This is a genomic window from Flavobacterium quisquiliarum (genome assembly GCF_019308285.1).
GTDB classification, from domain to species: domain Bacteria; phylum Bacteroidota; class Bacteroidia; order Flavobacteriales; family Flavobacteriaceae; genus Flavobacterium; species Flavobacterium quisquiliarum.
Genome location: NZ_WWEM01000019.1, coordinates 57,569 through 74,929 on the forward strand (window position 1 = coordinate 57,569; position 17,361 = coordinate 74,929).

Below are 17,361 nucleotides of genomic sequence, written 5' to 3' on the forward strand. Positions count from 1 at the left end.
TATGGAATTTAGTGATCTGGCTTATATATAAAATGATATAATTTATTTGAAAAAGCCTTTCATAAATAGTTGAAAGGCTTTTTTGTTTTTTAAATCTTAATTAATGATTGAATTAAAAAATGTAACCAAAACGTTTCATCAAAAAGACCGAATTGTTGCTGCTTTATCTGATGTTTCACTCAGCGTTCCAGCAGGGAAAATTTTTGGTGTGATTGGGACTTCAGGTGCTGGAAAAAGTACTTTAATTCGCTGTGTGAATTTATTGGAAAGACCTACATCGGGCGAAATTATTGTAGATGGAAAAGCTTTAATGCAATTATCAAATTCCGAATTGGCAATTGAAAGAAGGCAAATCGGAATGATTTTTCAGCATTTTAATCTGCTTTCTTCTAGAACGGTTTTCGAAAATGTGGCATTTCCATTAGAATTAGCAGGGACTTCAAAATCCGAAATTAAAACTAGAGTTTTAGAATTGCTTCAATTGGTTGGTTTGGCAGAAAAAGCAAATGACTATCCAGCTAGTCTTTCTGGTGGACAAAAACAACGTGTTGCAATTGCCAGAACTTTAGCCAATAATCCAAAAGTGCTTTTGTGCGATGAAGCGACAAGTGCGCTAGATCCTGCAACCACAAGATCGATTTTGAATTTACTGAAAGACATTAACAAACGACTTAATATTACCATTTTGTTGATTACGCACCAAATGGAAGTGGTAAAATCAATTTGTGATGAAGTGGCCGTTATCAGTCATGGAAAATTAATTGAGCAGGGAAGTGTGGGCGAAATCTTTGCAGATCCAAAACATGAATTGACTAGAGAATTTATTTCATCTTCACTTCATATTGAAATTCCGTCTGTTTATCAGGAAAAATTACAGAAAGAAGATAACGGAAACCTTAATCCGTTATTGAAACTGGAAATGACGGGAAAATCAGTTAACGAACCCGTAATTTCAGAAGTATCAAGACTTTTCGATACCGATTTCAAAATCGTAAGTGCACAAATGGATCAGGCAGGCGAAGTGAATTTTGGTGTGATGCTGATCGAGTTATCAGGAAAACGCGAAAACTACGATGCTGCAATTCACTATTTTAATTCAAAACACATAAAAACAGAAATTTTAGGTTATGTCTGATTCTCTTATAGATTTATTGTTAAAAGGAACATGGGAAACCATTGTAATGACTTTTGTATCGGGCTTTTTTGGTTTTTTAATTGGTCTTCCAACAGGGATTTTATTATTCCTTACCCGAAAAAATCAAATTTTAGAACAGCCTTTTTTGAATAGGACTTTATCGGTTTTGGTAAATGTTTTTCGTTCAATTCCATTCATTATTTTAATTGTCTGGATGATTCCATTTACCCGTGCCATTGTAGGAACTTCAATTGGAGTAAGTGCCGCTTTAGTTCCGTTGAGTATTGGTGCAGCGCCATTTATTGCTCGTTTGGTCGAAAATAGTTTGTTAGGTCTTCCATCAGGATTAATAGAAGCAGCAAGAGCTTTAGGAGCAACACCTTTTCAAATTGTATATAAAGTATTATTGCCAGAAGCACTGCCTTCGTTAATCAATGCAGCATCGATTACTTTAATTACTCTTGTAGGTTATTCTGCAATGGGTGGAGCAGTTGGAGCGGGCGGACTTGGACAAGTAGGATATCAATATGGATATATTGGTTATGATGCCGTGACGATGAACTCGGTATTGGCTTTATTAGTGCTTTTAGTATTCCTGATTCAGTTTGTGGGAGACCGATTGTCAAAACGATTTGACCACCGATAATCAATTAAAAATTTAGAATTAAAAAATAACAATTATGAAATTAAATATTTGGAAAACTGCTGGAGTTTTGGCTTTGGCTCTTGTGTTGTCAAACTGTGGAAAAAGTAAAAACAATGATCCGCATTTTATAAAAGTAGGAGTGGCTTCTGGTCCAGAATTAAAAGTCGCTGAAGCTGCAAAAAAAGTAGCGAAAGAAAAATTTGGTTTAGAAGTAGAATTGGTTTCTTTCAACGATTATGTGATTCCAAATGAAGCTTTGAGTCAGGGAGATATTGATGCTAATGCTTTTCAGCACAAACCATACATGGATGAACAATCGAAGCAACGTGGTTACAAACTGGCTATTATCGGAAAAACATTTGTATATCCGATTGCAGCTTATTCTAAAAAAATCAAAAATCTTTCTGAACTGAAAAACGAAAGTACCATCATTATTCCGAATGATCCAACAAACGGCGGACGTTCTTTACTGCTTTTACAGAAAAATGGTTTATTGAAATTGAAAGATGGTGTTGGATTGCTTCCAAAAGTAACCGATATTGTTAGTAATCCTAAGAATTTAAAAATTTTAGAATTAGAAGCGCCTCAATTGCCTAGAGCTTTGGATGATGAAAATGTTTCTATTGCAATTATCAATAATACTTTTGCTTCTGCAGCGGGATTGGTTCCTTCTCGCGATGCTTTATTCGTTGAAGATAAAGAATCTCCTTATGTGAATTTGGTTGTAAGTCGTGAAGACAATAAAAATGATGAAAAGGTAAAACAGTTTTTACAGGCTTTTCAATCTCCAGAAGTAGAGAAAGCTGCTGAACAAGAATTTAAAGGCGGAGCGGTAAAAGGCTGGTAATTTTTAGAATATTTAAATAAAAAAAGAGGGCTGTTTCAAAAAGAAACAGCCCTCTTTTTTGTCTGGAAAGGACATTGATATTGTAATTTTTTATAGTGGTTTTTACAAAATAATAGTATTATTTACAACAATTGAAAGAATCTGCGAAATAGAATTAAAGGAAGCTACTACAAGAGCGAAAAAAATATGGGCAAAGAACAGCTGAATATAACAACCATTAAAATCAATTGGGGCTCGATATCTGGTTATTTTAAATATAAATATCCAGCTGAATATACCAATTGCACCGCTTGTAACTCCTAGTATAAGAGTACTTAACAGCGTAAGAGGCAAAATATTCTCTACCCATATAATGTGGTATCCCATTACAAATAGGAATCCAATAACATAATGCATCAGCCATCCCCAGGTTTCTTCAAAACGTTGTGAATGACTAACATGTGTTCTTTCTAAAGCAAAGCTTAAAAGGACTGGTTCTTTGTACAATTCTCTAAAGCTCCCTGACATTGCATAACTAAACCAAGTCATGGCAGATGTCGCGCCAATTGAAATTAAAAGTAGTTCTATAATCACATAAATATCCATAAAATCCTTATTTAGATCATAACTTTATTCAAAGTTAATTTTAAAATAATATTTTTCGTTATATCATTATAATTTGTGTTTATATAATTTTCATTGTTTTAGGAGTAAAAACTGGTTTCATTTTGTAAAATGAAACATCTTCACAAGATTTTGATTTATAGTAAGTTGTAATTTAGTCTGCCATATAAATAAAAGCAACAGACTATGAAAAGAAATATCACTTTTAAAGCTGTTTTGGTTTTTATACAAAACAGAGTTTGGTTCATGTTTGTCATTTTTTGCCTCCAGACAGGATTGAGCCAAGAGAACAGTAAATTAGGAACTCCAAAAGTCCTGCCTCAGCCTGATTTTCATTTTCCGGGTTACATAGGAAGAACTTATTTAGATTCAGATCCGCCACAGTTTCCGCAGCCAATAAAAGCGCCAAAAGGGGCTCCGAATGTTGTTCTGATTTTATTGGACGATTCAGGATTTGGCCAGTTCAGTACTTTTGGCGGAGGCGTTCCTTCACCAACAATGGATCGATTGGCAGCAGAAGGAATCCGTTACAATAAATTTCATACAACGGCGCTTTGCAGTCCAACTCGTTCGGCTTTAATAACGGGGAGAAATCATCATTCTGCTACTTTTGGTGTTATTTCTGAAACTGCAACTGGCTACGATGGTTACACTTGCGTGCTTCCAAGAAGCTGTGGAACGATTGGAGAAGTGCTGAAACAAAATGGTTATATGACAGCCTGGATTGGTAAAAATCATAATACGCCTCCATGGGAAACAAGTGATGCCGGACCTTTTGACCGCTGGGCAAACGGACTGGGGTTTGAATATTTTTACGGATTTAATGCTGGTGATATGAACCATTGGAATCCTGTATTGTATGAAAACAGAAATCTAGTTCCTGCTTCAAAAGATCCCAATTATCATATGACAGTTGATCTTGCAGACCATGCTATTTCTTGGGTTAGAAAAGTAAAATCGATAGCGCCTGACAAACCTTATTTCTTGTATTTAGCTCCCGGCGCAGCGCATTCTCCTCATCATGCACCACAGGAATGGATTGATAAATACAAAGGAAAATTTGATATGGGCTGGGATGCCTACAGAGAACAAACATTTGAAAGACAAAAGAAATTAGGCGTTATTCCTGCCAATGCCAAATTAACTGCAAGACCAGAAAGCCTTCCAGCTTGGAATTCGCTTAATGCAGATCAGAAAAGATTGTATGCTAAAATGATGGAGGTATTTGCGGGATATGCTTCTCACTGTGATTATGAAATGGGAAGAGTAGTGGAGGCTGTAAAACAACTACCCGATGCAGATAATACTATAATTATTTACATAGCCGGGGATAATGGTGCAAGTGCAGAAGGCGGTATTGAAGGATCTGTAAACGAAAATCTATTTTTTAATGGAATTTCAGAAAAATGGCAGGATAATATTAAGGCGATTGATGAATTGGGAGGACCGAAACATTTTAACCATTTTACAGCCGAATGGGCATGGGCTATGTGTGCACCTTTCCAATGGACAAAACAAGTCGCAAGTCATTTTGGAGGAACACGAAATCCGATGATTATTTCATGGCCTTCAAAAATTAAAGATAAAGGCAGTTTAAGAAGCCAGTTTACACATACCATAGATATTGTGCCAACACTGTATGAAATTATTGGAATTACGCCTCCAGAAACGATAAACGGAATTACCCAAAAACCTATTGAAGGAGTAAGTTTTGCTTATACATTTAACGATGCTAAAGCCAAAGAAAAACACACTACGCAATATTTTGAATTGGGGGTTAACAGAGGAATTTATTATAATGGCTGGATGGCATCGGCGTTGTCATTTGCTCCTTGGAATCCAAATCGTGGTACGTTTGATCCAGATAAACAAAAATGGGAGTTGTATAAAGTTGATGAAGATTTTACGCAGTCCAATGATGTAGCGGCAAGTAATCCTACGAAATTAAGAGAAATGCAAGATTTGTGGTGGGTCGAAGCTTCTAAATACAATGTGCTCCCGCTAGACTGGCGCGCGGTGGAAAGACTTAATGGTGAATTAATGGGAAGACCAACACTTGGCGGAGATACTAATACTTTTACTTATTATCCTGGACAAGTTGGATTGCCAAATGAAGCTTCTCCTCGTATTTTAAATAAATCATGGTCTGTTACGGCAGATCTAAATATTCCTGAAAATGGAGCAGAAGGGATGATTGTTACACATGGTGGTTTAGTAGGCGGTTATGGTTTATATGTGCAAAACGGAAAGCCAAGTTTTGTTTATAACAACTTAGCTTTAGAGCGTCCGACTATTACAGGAAAAGATGTCCTGCCAAAAGGAAAAGTAAAATTGGTTGTTGATTTTAAATATGAAGGAAAAGAAAAAGAATTAGGAAAAGGTGCCACTGTAACGATGTCTGTCAACGGAAAAAAAGTGGCAGAAGAACATTTGGATAGAACAATTCCGATCCAGATTTCATTAAATGAAGGCTTAGATGTCGGAATGGATGTTGGTTCTCCTGTTGATTTTAACTATAAACTTCCTTTTGAATTTACAGGTAAAATCGAAAAAGTAACTTATAATCTTGCCGATTCTAAAGAATCAAAGTCGGGAAAATCAGGGAAAACGAAATAAAATATAACTATTTAACCAAAAGTATCAAAGTCCTTCTGACAGGGGATTTTGATGCTTTTTTTTAATCTGTCGAAAGAATACTTTCTAGACTCTTGCTCAAAAGAGAAATTGCTTTTTCCATTTCTTCTTTTTCTAAATGACCAAATCCTAAACGAGTAGCTCTTAAATCTTTTGTCTGATATAAAATGGTTTTGGGCAAAAACAGCTTATTTGCAGCACATTCCTTTTGAAATTTAATCAAATTAAAATCATCCAGCCATTCCACCCAAATCGCTAATCCTCTCGGTGGAACTTTAAATTTAATTTTACCTTTTAAATTTTCGTTCAGCAATGAAACGAAACAATCTCTTCGCTCTTTGTAGATTTTTTTATTTTTTTTCGAAAGCCGATGTGCTTCACCTTCAGAAATCCATTCTGTTAAAACCTGTTCTTTCATGACATCAATACTAGGTTCTAGAATGTTTTGATGTTTTTCCAATTCTTTAATAAACTCAGCCGGAGCGGCTACAAATCCGTAGCTGAATCCAGATGGTAGTGATTTTCCAAAAGAACCAATATAAACGACACGCTGATTAGAATCGAAAGCAGCTAAAGGCAGAACAGGATTATTATCGTAATGAAAATCAAAATCATAATCGTCTTCCAGAATAACAAATCCGTATTGGTTGGCTAATTCCAGCACTTCAATTCTCTTTTTAGCGCTGAGCAAAATTGTGGTTGGATAATGATAATTGGAAGTAAGATATAACAGTCGAATTTGAGATTTTTCACATATTTCCTTCAAACGTTTAGTATCAATTCCATCTTCATTTACGGGAATAGAAATAATCTGTGCTCCTGTATTGGTCAAGGTCATATTGGACATATAATATCCTGGAGAAGCTACGACTACTCTATCTCCTGGATTTATTAAGACTTTTGTAACCAAATATAATCCAATTTCATGACTGCTTGTGGTCAAAAGATTGGAAGTAGAAATACGGATTCCTCTGGTAAGATTCAGATAATTCGAAAACTGCGTTTTAAAATTAGAATGCGAACGAAGCTGAATCTGCTCGTAGGTTTTGGTGGTTTTATGTCTTTTTAATTTTGAAACATATAATCGCGCCAAAACATCAGTTTGCACCAATCTTAAATCGGGCATTCCATCATTAAATTGATAGGGAAGATTACTGATTTCTATCGGATTTTCCAAAATCGTAGAACGCTGAAAAGGAAATCCTATATCAAATTGTGATGGATTTTGTTCTTTTAAAGTCGTAAATTCAGCTTTGTTTTTTTGCTGCGATAAGATAAAAGTTCCTTTATTGGGAAGCGTTTCAATCCATCCCTGCGATTCTAAATCCTGAAAGGCTTTAATCAATGTATTTCGGTTTACTTCCAGAACTTTGCAGAGAATACGCGTTCCGGGAAGCTTTGTTCCTTCAGGCAGAAAACCAGTCTGAATCGCTTTTATAAACTCAAAAACAATCTGAAGATAAAGGGCAGTATTTTCTTCAGGCTTAAGCTGAATAAAGCTTTTAAAAGGAATTTCAACCGGACTACTCATAATTATAAAACTGGCATACTTGATTAGTACGGCAAGATACTACTTTTGCCAAAAAAAATTGACCAAATGAAAAAAATCTACTTTGCTGCTTTGGCAGTAATTTGTTCTAACATTTATGCGCAGACCAAAAAGGATTCCATCAATGAAATGAACGAGGTAATCATTAATGAAAACCGTTTTAATACGCCTATTTCTAAACAAAATAGAAATGTATATGTAATTAGCAGTGAAACTATAAAGAAACTTCCGGGGAGAACACTTCAGGAAGTATTACAATATGCCAATGGAGTTGATATTAGACAAAGAGGCCCATTTGGAACTCAGGCTGACATTAGCGTTGACGGCGGAAGTTTTGAGCAGACTGTAGTTTTGCTGAACGGAGCTAAAGTAATCGACTCTCAAACGGCTCACAATATGCTGAATCTTCCTCTTCCGGTTGAAGTTATTGAAAGAATTGAGGTAGTTCGCGGACCGGCTGCAAGAATTTACGGAATCAACAGTTTAACTGGAGCAATTAATATTATTACTAAAAAACCAACTGATTCTGGATTTTTGGTAAGTACTTATGCAGGTTCAAATTTTGAAAAAGATACTCGAGATACCGGAGATACTTTTTACGGAACAGGAGTTCAAGCCGGAGCCGTTTTGGGTAAAGAAAAACAACAGCATTTGATTTTTGCTTCGCACGATAAAAGCAACGGTTACCGCTATAACACGGCATTCGAAAACAATAAAATTTTCTATCAGGGAAATGTACAAATCAATGATTCTAATGAAATTTTAGGATCTGCGGGTTACATCAATAATGGTTTTGGTGCTAACGGATTCTATGCAGCACCGGGTGATATCAATTCTACTGAAATTGTACAGACTACTTTTGCCAACATTCAATCGAAACATGCTATTACAGAAAACTGGAAAATTATGCCAAGAGTAACCTATCGTTATAACTATGATGATTATCGTTATTTAGGAAACTCAAATTTAGCTGTTGGAAGAAGCCAGCATTATACCAATTCGATTGCAGGAGAATTAAACTCTACAGTTAAATTGTCTAAAGGAGAAATTGGTTTTGGGGCAGAATTTAGAAATGAAAACATTCATTCTTCCAATATTGGAGATCACGATCGCGAAAACGTAGGCGTTTATGCTGAATACAGAACGAGTTTTACGGAGAAATTTGATGTAAACATTGGAACTTATTTAAATTACAATTCAGATTACAAATGGCAGATTTATCCAGGGATTGATGCAAGTTATGCGATTACTGATGCTTTTAAAATTATTGGTAATGTCGGTACAAGTCAGAGAATTCCATCTTTTACAGATTTATATTTGAAACAAACTGGAAATATTGGAAATACTGATTTAGATTCAGAAAATGCTTTTCAAAGTGAAATTGGTTTCAAATACAACAAAAAAGCCTTGAGTTTTAATGCGAATTATTTCTACAGAAAAATTGACAATTATATCGACTGGATGCGTAATCTAACGACCCAGCCATGGCAAAGTCAGAACACTGGAGATTTAAACACAAACGGAATCAATTTACGTGGGACTTACCGATTTGATTTTTCTAAAGATTCTAGATTGAATATTCTTTTAGCCTACACTTATTTGGATTCTGAGTTTAAAAGTTCCCGTACAGAAATCTACTCAAAATATCTTATTTCATCTTTAAAACATCAAATCACTAATACGATAGATTATCAGTTTAAGAATTTCTCTGTTTTGTTTGCAACTCGTTTTAACGAAAGGATCACTGGGCCATCTTATTGGGTAAATGATTTTAGAGTAAGTCAGTCGATCAATAAATTCACCATCTTTTTAGATGCGCAGAATATATTCAACGCGACTTATTATGAAGTAGGAGCGGTGCCTCTGCCTTCGAGATGGTTTACTTTAGGAGTGAAATTAGTTACATTTTAAATCACTTTATTAGTTAGAAAAGCCTGTAAATTTCGATTTACGGGCTTTTTTTGTTACCAATGAAACATTCCTGCGAAATGAAATTGAAAAGCTCGTAAAGGTTCATTCTATTCCATTATACATCTATTGCTGTTATATAAAATTTATCAGAAATACTGTAAAATAAGCCGTTTTATAAGTAGTTACTTAGCATTTATAAATATTTAAAACATTTATTATGAAAGCTTTATTGAAATGGAAAGCCTTTTTTTTGGTAATTATGGTCGGATTATTTTCTTCTTGTAAAAAAAATGATGGCTACAGTGATAAAATAGACACAAATGCAACACCTGTTGATACGGTGCAAAAGACAAAAGACACAGCAGAAGTTACTGGGACTAGTTCTGGCGGGACTTCACCTGCAGCAAAAAGTATTCAAATTACAAATATGGAAAAAGAAGGAGTTGAAAGTACAACGGGCACAGGAACAGGGCCAGGAGAAAGTGTGACTGATGGCTCTACTTATACGCCTTCAAAAGGAATACAGAAAGACAGTATAAAACTGCAGACAGAAAGTGCGAAAAAAAGAAAAAACAAATAATATTTATTGCCAAGACATGCTCAAAACTCATTTCAAAAAACGGAATGAGTTTTTTTATGCTATAAAAATTTAGTTTCTAAAGTATTGTTTTTATTGTGGTTAAATAATTTTTAAAAGGTTTTTGAAAAAATATTATTAAATACTACTAATTTGATAGAATTAATATATATATTTGTATCACAGAAAAGTTCTGAATGATACTTATCCAGAAAGACCGAGGGAATAGGCCCATTGACGTCTTAGCAACCTGTTGCCGAATAAGGTGCTAAATCCTTCCCGCTTTGCGAGACAGATAAGAAAAGATTTCCTCAAAATCTGAATAAGATCATCTTTGTAAAACTTTTTATTTTTTAAAATGAAAACAGATTCAACTTTATACGCTGGTTACGAACTTTTGAACGTAATGTTCGAACAAAATAGTCTTGCCTTTTTTCGAATGCGCAGCAAGTAAAATTCCCCTAATATTTTTAAAATAACATTTTCTAAAGACCATTTTAAAATAGGTCTCAGGAATTCTTTTGTCCAATCTTAAACTAAAATCAAAATAAAATGAAAAAAATAATTCTAGGTTTCACTCTGTTTTTTGGAGCTCATCAAACTCAGGCGCAAGAAAGTAATTTACAATTAAAAGGAACTGTTGTCGATACTGTGGCGCAATATGTTTATCTGCAAAAATTCCACAATAAAATGTTTACCACAATTGATTCGGTAAAAGTAAAAGATGGCAGTTTTAGTTTTAAAACTAAAGTAAAAACGCCCGAATTATATGGGTTAAGTGTAAACACAGAAAGTAGTCCACTGTATGTTTTTCTTGAAAAAGGGCCAATTACAGTAAAATTAAATCCGAAGAAATATTACAGTAGTTCGGTTGTAGAAGGTTCTGTTTCTCAGGATTTATTTGAGACTTATAAAAAATCGAAAGATGTAGAGATCAGCAAATTCATTACAGAGAATCCTAAATCAATAGTTTCGGCTTATGTGTTGTACAGAAACTGGTCTTACAGATTATCACCAGAAAAAATCAGAGAAAATATTGTTTTGCTGGATAAAAGCCTTCAATCTACTACTTATGTTAAAGAATTAAAAGATTTAGCTCTTGTTTTAGACGGTTTGGCAGTGGGAAAAAAAGCGCCTGATTTTACAGCCAATGATCCCAATGGAAAGCCAATTCGTTTTTATGAAAATTTAAAAGGTTACACTTTAGTTGATTTCTGGGCTTCATGGTGTGGCCCTTGCCGAAGAGAAAATCCAAATATTGTAAAGGCTTACAAAGAATTTCATGATAAAGGATTCAACATTGTTGGGATTTCTTTAGACAAAAAGAAAGAAAACTGGATTAAAGGAATTCAGGATGATAATTTGACTTGGTTGCATGTTTCAGATTTGCTTTTCTGGAATAGTGCTGTGGCAAAACTATACGGAATTAGAGCTATTCCAGGCAATTATTTAGTGGATTCAAACGGAATAATTGTAGCAAAAAATCTTCAGGGAGAAGAATTACAGGCTACGTTAAAATCGCTTCTGGCTTTATAAAATTAAACACATAGAAACATAGTTATTTTTTTATCTAAAAAGGAAACAAAAAGAAACTAGTTTCTAACACATAGTTTACTATGTGTATTTATGCAAATGAAATGCCTTTAAGCAGTTTTAGAAACTATGTTTCTATGTGTTTAACATAGTTATAGCCAAAGAATAAAATAATAAAAATTTAATTAAAAATGATAAGGAAATGAATGCTATTGAGACAACAAAAGAACCAATTGAGTTAGAGTGTTACTTCTCTAAATTTAGAGAAAATACAGTAGGAATCGATCATACTTTTGAATCGGTTTATGGAGAACAAAATCTAGTTTATGCCGACTGGGTTGCCAGCGGAAGATTATATGTTCCGATAGAGGATATTATGCTCAACAAAATGGGACCAATGATTGCCAATACACATTCCTTTTCCAGTCAGACTGGAAAAGCTTCCACTTATGCTTATCAACATGCCAGAGAAATTATTAAAAAATCGGTAAATGCCAATGCATCTGATGTTTTGGTAACAACTGGAACTGGAATGACCGCCGCGTTATCAAAATTACAGCGTATTATGGGTTTGAGAACTGCTTATGAAGAAGATAGACCTGTAGTTTTCATCACGCACATGGAACATCATTCGAATCAAGTTCCGTGGTATGAAACCAATGCCGAAGTGGTAATTTTACCGCCCGACGAAAACAATTTGGTTGATCCAAAAGCACTTTTAGAAGCACTTAAAAAATATGCAGACAGAAGTCTAAAAATAGGTTCGTTTACAGCTTGTTCCAATGTTACAGGAATCATTACACCTTATCATGAACTGGCTAAAATCATGCATCAAAACGGCGGACTTTGTTTTGTTGATTTTGCTGCTTCTGCGCCTTACGTCAAAATCGATATGCATCCTAAAGATCCAGAACAGCAATTAGATGCGATTTTCTTTTCGCCTCATAAATTCTTAGGTGGGCCTGGAACGAGCGGTGTTTTGGTTTTTAATGAAAAACTATACCAATCTGAATTTCCAGATAATCCGGGCGGCGGAAATGTAAAATGGACTAATCCGTTAGGGAAATACTGTTACAGTGATGTGATTGAAGTTCGCGAAGACGGAGGAACTCCAGGTTTTCTGCAAGTTATTAGAGCGGCATTGGCTTTAGAATTAAAAGAGCAGATGGGAGTTGAGAATATCAAAAAAAGAGAAAAAGAACTGCTTGATCTTTGTTTCTCGAGACTTCAAAAAATTCAAGGTTTATCTATTCTGGGAGATTTGACAACAGAAAGAATTGGCTGTGTTTCTTTTGTGATTGAAGATATTCATTACAATTTGATTGTAAGACTTTTGAATGACCGTTTCGGAATTCAGGTTCGCGGTGGCTGGTCGTGTGCGAGTACTTATGCTCATTATTTATTCAACATTAATGAAAAGAAATCGGCAGAAATTACAAATGAATTATTACAGCGAAATCAGATTAATAAACCGGGATGGGTTCGTTTATCCTTACATCCGATTACTACAAATGAAGAACTTTTTTATATCTGTGATGCGATTGAGAAAGTAGCTTCGAATTATAAAAAATGGCAGAAAGATTATGAATATAATCCTGCGTCGAATGAATTTGAAAATCCTCAAATAAAAGATTCAATAACAAATGAAGTAAAAGATTGGTTTAAGTTAGATTAGTTAGTTTTTTTTTAACCTAACAGGTTTTTAAAACCTGTTAGGTTTTTATTAAAATTTAATAAACACATAGAAACATAGATTTTTTGTTATTAAAAGAGGTAATCAAAAGAAACTAGTTTTTGACACATAGTTACATGTTTACGAAGGATTTATAAACACAACAACTATGTTTATTTTAAATGAATGAAATGCCTTTTGAACACAAAAAAACTATGTTTCTATGTGTTTAAAAAATAAATTAAAATATGAAAACAATTCCAAGAAGAGTCGTAACAGGTTTACGAAATGGAAAATCAATAATAGAACAAGACCAAATCGTAACCAATGTTTCGGAACATTTTCCGGGATTGATTATTTCGGATATTTGGTCAACAGATAGTACACCTGCAAAATTTGATGAAAAGGAAATCGAAAATACTGCTTTTCCAAATACGCCCAAAAATGGAAGTTACTTTCGTTACGTACAAATTCCGCCAGACAAAGATTTAGGAATTGTAGCACCCGAAGGACAGCCACATCCGCTAATGCATCAAACCGATACTTTAGATTATATTGTGATTCTAGCTGGAGAAATTTATCTCATTGTAGAGGAGGAGGAAACTTTATTACAGGCGGGTGATATTGTAATTCAACGTGGCACCAATCATGCTTGGAGTAATCGGTCTGATTCTCCTTGTATTCAATTAGCTGTTTTATTGGATGCAAAGAAGATGGAAGAGAAAAGAATATAGAGAAAAGATTAAAGAAAGTAGAATAAAGAAAAATCTCCCAGCTATTTAAAGGATAACTGGGAGATAATCAAAAAATAAACACAAACTATCTTTAGAACGAGTATCTTAAGCCAAGCTGTCCTTGGAATCTTGAAGCTAACTGATCTATTGTATAAGGTGTAGAAGTTGGTTTTTGGAAGGTATAAGTTGGATCGCCTGTCGCAACACCACCTAAGTTTCCAGATTTAGTTAAACCAATACTTGCTGTTGAATTATAAGTGTTAGGAACGAAATAGCTTCTTCCCCAATCTTTGTTGATAAGGTTTCCGATATTTGCCATGCTGAATGAAATTTGGAAAGTTCCTACTTTAGTCACTTTAATTTCGTCCATTAATTTTAAGTCAGCTTGAATGTTCCATGGAGTTGTATCACCATTTCTTTGAGTGAATGTTCCTCTTCTGCTTTTTAAATAATCATTTCCATTAATGAATGCTTCGTAATCTGCTACTTGCTGTGCTGCTGTAGCTGAAGGAACTCCTGCTGCGCTTACACCAATATATTTAGCTGCTTCTGCCGCATCTTTAAAGATATAAGCTAATCCTGCTGCTTGTCCTGTTCCTGCAATTGTAGAGTTTACAAATCCCCAAGAGAATGGATTTCCAGATTGTGCATTAAAATATACGTTAGCAGAGAAAGTGTTATTGTCAGCTAATTTTACAGCATATCCAACATTAGAAACAATTCTGTGTTTGATGTTGAAGTTTGAAGTTGCCAATTGAGGATCATTTGGAGTTAACGATTGGTTCATTTGGAAGTTACTTTCCATAGAGTTACGAATTCCGTTAGTTACGTCTTTAGAATCTCCGTAAGTGTAAGCTACCATAAAGTTTAAACCAAAGTCGTATGTTTTAGAAATCATTTCTGTGATGCTGTAACGGTATCCTTTATTCGTATTAGACAACAAATAAGCATTTGAAAAAGCTGAATTAATATTAGCAGCATAAATCGGCATCTGATGATTGGTGTCGTAAGAGAAATAAGTTGGATTATCTGTCTTATTTACTTGCTGGAATTCTAAATCACGGATTACTTTAGTGTACATTCCTTCAGTAGTAAATTTATATCCGTTGATGATTTTGTCTATTGCTAGAGAGTTTCTTAAAACAGCCGGCATTTTAAATTTATTGTCAATTAAATCTGCCTGAACTTTTGGAGTTGCATCGTGGTATCCATTTAATCCGTTTGGAGTTAAAGGATCGCCAGCTGCAGCAACCTGAGCAGCAGTTAGGTTATTTTTGTCGTAGCTTCCATAACCTACACCATCATTATAATAAGCATATCCTAACCATGCAAAAGGAACTCTACCTGTAAATACTCCAGATCCACCTCTTAAAACTAATGTTTTGTCTTCGTCAACATTATACGTAAATCCGATTCTTGGAGAAACTAAAGCTGAACCAAAGAAATTGTTTTTGATTTGGCTTAAAGGCGTGTAAGTATAAGTTGTTCCATAATTTGGATCAGCTGGAGAGTTTTGAACCTGCGCGCTTAATTTTGGTTTAGTTGGCATATCAGTGTAATCTACTCTCACACCTGGAGTCACTTTTAATTTGCTTCCAATTCTAATTTCATCCTGAATATAAGCACTGTAAAGGTTTACATTAAATTGTGCATAAGGATTATTGAAAATCTCATCTCTTGTAGAACCGTCAAATGGATAAGTTCCACGTACACGAGTTGGTAATTTATTATAGAAATCAGCAAGAGATTTATATGAAATTCTTCCGTTAAGCGCATTTACAAATCCGTAGTTGATATCGTAGAATTCGTTGTGAGTACCAAATAATAAAGTATGATTTCCTGTTTTGTAAGTAAGGTTATCTGTAATTTCAGTTGTGTTTTGTTTCATATTGAAAACAGTAGCTTCACGATCGTTCCCTAAGAAAATAGTTCCTCCATTATAACCAATTTCTGTTTGTGGAAACATAATATTGCTTGATTTCGGATCACGATAATCTTTAATTGCAGAATAACTTGCTATGAATGAGTTAGACCACTGGCTGTTGAAATGGCTTTTTAATTCTAAAACCGTACTGATCGCTTGGTTTTTTTGAGTAAAATCCATTCCTGAGAATCTAAAGTTTGCCGCGTCGCGCTCTAAGTTTGTTGCTTGAGAAATAACAGTATTGTTTCGTAATGAAATAGAGTGTTTGTCATTAATTTTCCAATCTAATTTATTGAAGAATTTCTGGCTTTTAGAAAAGTTATTGTAAGCACCATAAGTTCCTGGATCGAAACCGTAGTTTGTTTTAACAAAGTTTGAGATCTGTTCAGCAGTAGCATTATCCAATAATGAAGTTAATTTTCCATCTGAATTAGTTTGTCCTGCATTATAAAAAATTGGATCTGTTCTTTCTGCATATTCCATATTGGTAAAAAAGAATAATTTGTCTTTTACAATTGGAAGTCCTACTCTAAAACCAACTTGGTAATCGCCAAAAGCACTTGGCATTTTTGATCCGTCACCAGCATTGTTAGGGCCAGTAATTGCTGCACTTCTTCCGTAGCTGTAAATAGATCCTGTTACAGTGTTTGTACCGCTTCTTGTTACAGCATTAACACTTCCTCCTAAAAAGTTTCCTAATTTAATATCGTAAGGGGCAATGTAAACTTGAATATCTTGAATAGCATCTAAACTGATAGAGTTAGAACGAGTACTGCTTCCTGGCATTCCAGAAGTTCCAGACTGACCACCCAAAGATGGGCTGAAACCAATAGCATCATTATTAATAGAACCGTCAATCGTTACGTTATTGTATCTAAAATTAGTTCCTGCAAAAGAGTTATTAGAACTTTGTGGAACAAGTTTGGTAACATCTTGAATTCCTCTGTTGATTAAAGGAAGTCCGTTAACTTGTTTTTCACTAATATTAGTACCGTTATTTTTAGAAGAAGGCTTAGAACCTGTTATAACTACTTCTTCCAAAACATTATTGTCAGCTTTTCCAACTACAATAGTTGGTAAATCATTGTCTCCTAAAGCTAAATGAATTTGAGCATTAGAATAATCTTTGGTTCCAGAACTTTTAATTTCTAATTCGTAAGGCCCGCCTGCATTTAAGTTTTCGAAGCTAAAGCGTCCTTGTTTGTCTGTTGTAGCTTTGTAAACGGCATTTGTAGGTAAATGTGTCAATGTTACTTCAGCACCTGTAAGAGGGCTTGTACCATCATTTACTCTGGCGGATAAAGAAGAGGTTGTAATTTGGGCAAAAATGTTTCCTATAGTTAGGAGCATTAAAGCCGTAAAAAAGAGTCTTAGTTTTGTCATGTTGTTTATTAGTTTTTATTTCACGACAAATAAAATCTCTTTAATTCGATTCGATTTAAGGCTAATGTTAACGAAAAATCAAAAAACAATTCTTTGTTAAATTAAGATAACCAAGATGTTATTGGATGAAAAATACGTATATCCCTTTAAAATCAACAGGTTTGTGTTAAAGCCCGTTAAATAAGGGATTAGACTTAGATTTAAAGTAGATTA

At 34.5% G+C, this 17,361-nt stretch carries 12 protein-coding genes and 1 riboswitch; of the genes, 9 read left to right on the forward strand and 3 right to left on the reverse strand.

Annotated features, from left to right (window positions below):
- Positions 1-103 precede the first annotated feature (103 nt).
- From metN to metQ, 3 genes are read left to right on the forward strand one after another with little or no spacing between them, the layout of a single operon-like run.
- A complete protein-coding gene (metN, locus tag GSY47_RS07750) occupies positions 104-1,135 on the forward strand; it encodes a methionine ABC transporter ATP-binding protein MetN (RefSeq protein ID WP_179002718.1) in 1,032 nt (343 codons plus the stop codon).
- Entirely contained in the window at positions 1,128-1,781 is a 654-nt protein-coding gene (locus GSY47_RS07755; protein WP_179002719.1) for a methionine ABC transporter permease MetI, read from the forward strand. Before metN ends, GSY47_RS07755 begins: the two co-directional genes overlap by 8 nt.
- Before the next feature lie 34 nt (positions 1,782-1,815).
- Positions 1,816-2,628, forward strand: a complete 813-nt coding sequence (gene metQ, locus GSY47_RS07760; RefSeq protein WP_179002720.1) for a methionine ABC transporter substrate-binding lipoprotein MetQ — start codon at positions 1,816-1,818, stop codon at positions 2,626-2,628.
- A gap of 102 nt (positions 2,629-2,730) precedes the next feature.
- Here metQ and GSY47_RS07765 read toward each other — a convergent pair whose 3' ends face one another.
- Complete coding sequence (locus GSY47_RS07765; RefSeq protein WP_179002721.1) at positions 2,731-3,213, reverse strand: hypothetical protein; 483 nt, start codon at positions 3,211-3,213, stop codon at positions 2,731-2,733.
- A gap of 204 nt (positions 3,214-3,417) precedes the next feature.
- Between GSY47_RS07765 and GSY47_RS07770 the strand changes: the two genes are divergently transcribed.
- Positions 3,418-5,847 carry an arylsulfatase gene (locus GSY47_RS07770; RefSeq protein ID WP_219071225.1) on the forward strand — a complete coding sequence of 810 codons (2,430 nt, stop codon included), beginning with the start codon at positions 3,418-3,420 and terminating at the stop codon, positions 5,845-5,847.
- A gap of 61 nt (positions 5,848-5,908) precedes the next feature.
- Here the strand turns inward: GSY47_RS07770 and GSY47_RS07775 are convergent, their stop codons facing one another.
- The gene (locus tag GSY47_RS07775) at positions 5,909-7,396 is read right to left on the reverse strand and encodes an aminotransferase-like domain-containing protein (protein ID WP_179002723.1); all 1,488 of its coding nucleotides are present in this window, start codon (positions 7,394-7,396) and stop codon (positions 5,909-5,911) included.
- Positions 7,397-7,462: 66 nt separating this feature from the next.
- Between GSY47_RS07775 and GSY47_RS07780 the strand changes: the two genes are divergently transcribed.
- From GSY47_RS07780 to GSY47_RS07800, 5 genes are all read left to right on the forward strand, one after another.
- On the forward strand, positions 7,463-9,325 hold the full coding sequence (locus tag GSY47_RS07780) for a TonB-dependent receptor plug domain-containing protein (protein WP_219071226.1): 1,863 nt from the start codon (positions 7,463-7,465) through the stop codon (positions 9,323-9,325).
- 217 nt (positions 9,326-9,542) lie between these two features.
- Entirely contained in the window at positions 9,543-9,905 is a 363-nt protein-coding gene (locus GSY47_RS07785; RefSeq protein WP_179002725.1) for a hypothetical protein, read from the forward strand.
- A 198-nt stretch (positions 9,906-10,103) separates the two neighbouring features.
- A riboswitch (SAM riboswitch) is annotated at positions 10,104-10,204 on the forward strand.
- A 250-nt stretch (positions 10,205-10,454) separates the two neighbouring features.
- The gene (locus GSY47_RS07790) at positions 10,455-11,438 is read left to right on the forward strand and encodes a TlpA disulfide reductase family protein (RefSeq protein WP_179002726.1); all 984 of its coding nucleotides are present in this window, start codon (positions 10,455-10,457) and stop codon (positions 11,436-11,438) included.
- A 199-nt stretch (positions 11,439-11,637) separates the two neighbouring features.
- Positions 11,638-13,110, forward strand: a complete 1,473-nt coding sequence (locus GSY47_RS07795) for an aminotransferase class V-fold PLP-dependent enzyme (protein WP_179002727.1) — start codon at positions 11,638-11,640, stop codon at positions 13,108-13,110.
- 245 nt (positions 13,111-13,355) lie between these two features.
- The gene (locus tag GSY47_RS07800) at positions 13,356-13,841 is read left to right on the forward strand and encodes a cupin domain-containing protein (RefSeq protein WP_179002728.1); all 486 of its coding nucleotides are present in this window, start codon (positions 13,356-13,358) and stop codon (positions 13,839-13,841) included.
- Between the two features lie 91 nt (positions 13,842-13,932).
- Here GSY47_RS07800 and GSY47_RS07805 read toward each other — a convergent pair whose 3' ends face one another.
- A complete protein-coding gene (locus tag GSY47_RS07805; RefSeq protein ID WP_179002729.1) occupies positions 13,933-17,148 on the reverse strand; it encodes a TonB-dependent receptor in 3,216 nt (1,071 codons plus the stop codon).
- Positions 17,149-17,361: the final 213 nt, after the last annotated feature.

What these genes read in the sequence shown, in the direction of transcription:
- metN (WP_179002718.1), top strand. Translation starts at nt 104, where the DNA reads ATGATTGAATTAAAAAATGTAACCAAAACGTTTCATCAAAAAGACCGA.
- GSY47_RS07755 (WP_179002719.1), top strand. Translation starts at nt 1,128, where the DNA reads ATGTCTGATTCTCTTATAGATTTATTGTTAAAAGGAACATGGGAAACC.
- metQ (WP_179002720.1), top strand. Translation starts at nt 1,816, where the DNA reads ATGAAATTAAATATTTGGAAAACTGCTGGAGTTTTGGCTTTGGCTCTT.
- GSY47_RS07765 (WP_179002721.1), bottom strand. Translation starts at nt 3,213, where the DNA reads ATGGATATTTATGTGATTATAGAACTACTTTTAATTTCAATTGGCGCG.
- GSY47_RS07770 (WP_219071225.1), top strand. Translation starts at nt 3,418, where the DNA reads ATGAAAAGAAATATCACTTTTAAAGCTGTTTTGGTTTTTATACAAAAC.
- GSY47_RS07775 (WP_179002723.1), bottom strand. Translation starts at nt 7,396, where the DNA reads ATGAGTAGTCCGGTTGAAATTCCTTTTAAAAGCTTTATTCAGCTTAAG.
- GSY47_RS07780 (WP_219071226.1), top strand. Translation starts at nt 7,463, where the DNA reads ATGAAAAAAATCTACTTTGCTGCTTTGGCAGTAATTTGTTCTAACATT.
- GSY47_RS07785 (WP_179002725.1), top strand. Translation starts at nt 9,543, where the DNA reads ATGAAAGCTTTATTGAAATGGAAAGCCTTTTTTTTGGTAATTATGGTC.
- GSY47_RS07790 (WP_179002726.1), top strand. Translation starts at nt 10,455, where the DNA reads ATGAAAAAAATAATTCTAGGTTTCACTCTGTTTTTTGGAGCTCATCAA.
- GSY47_RS07795 (WP_179002727.1), top strand. Translation starts at nt 11,638, where the DNA reads ATGAATGCTATTGAGACAACAAAAGAACCAATTGAGTTAGAGTGTTAC.
- GSY47_RS07800 (WP_179002728.1), top strand. Translation starts at nt 13,356, where the DNA reads ATGAAAACAATTCCAAGAAGAGTCGTAACAGGTTTACGAAATGGAAAA.
- GSY47_RS07805 (WP_179002729.1), bottom strand. Translation starts at nt 17,148, where the DNA reads ATGACAAAACTAAGACTCTTTTTTACGGCTTTAATGCTCCTAACTATA.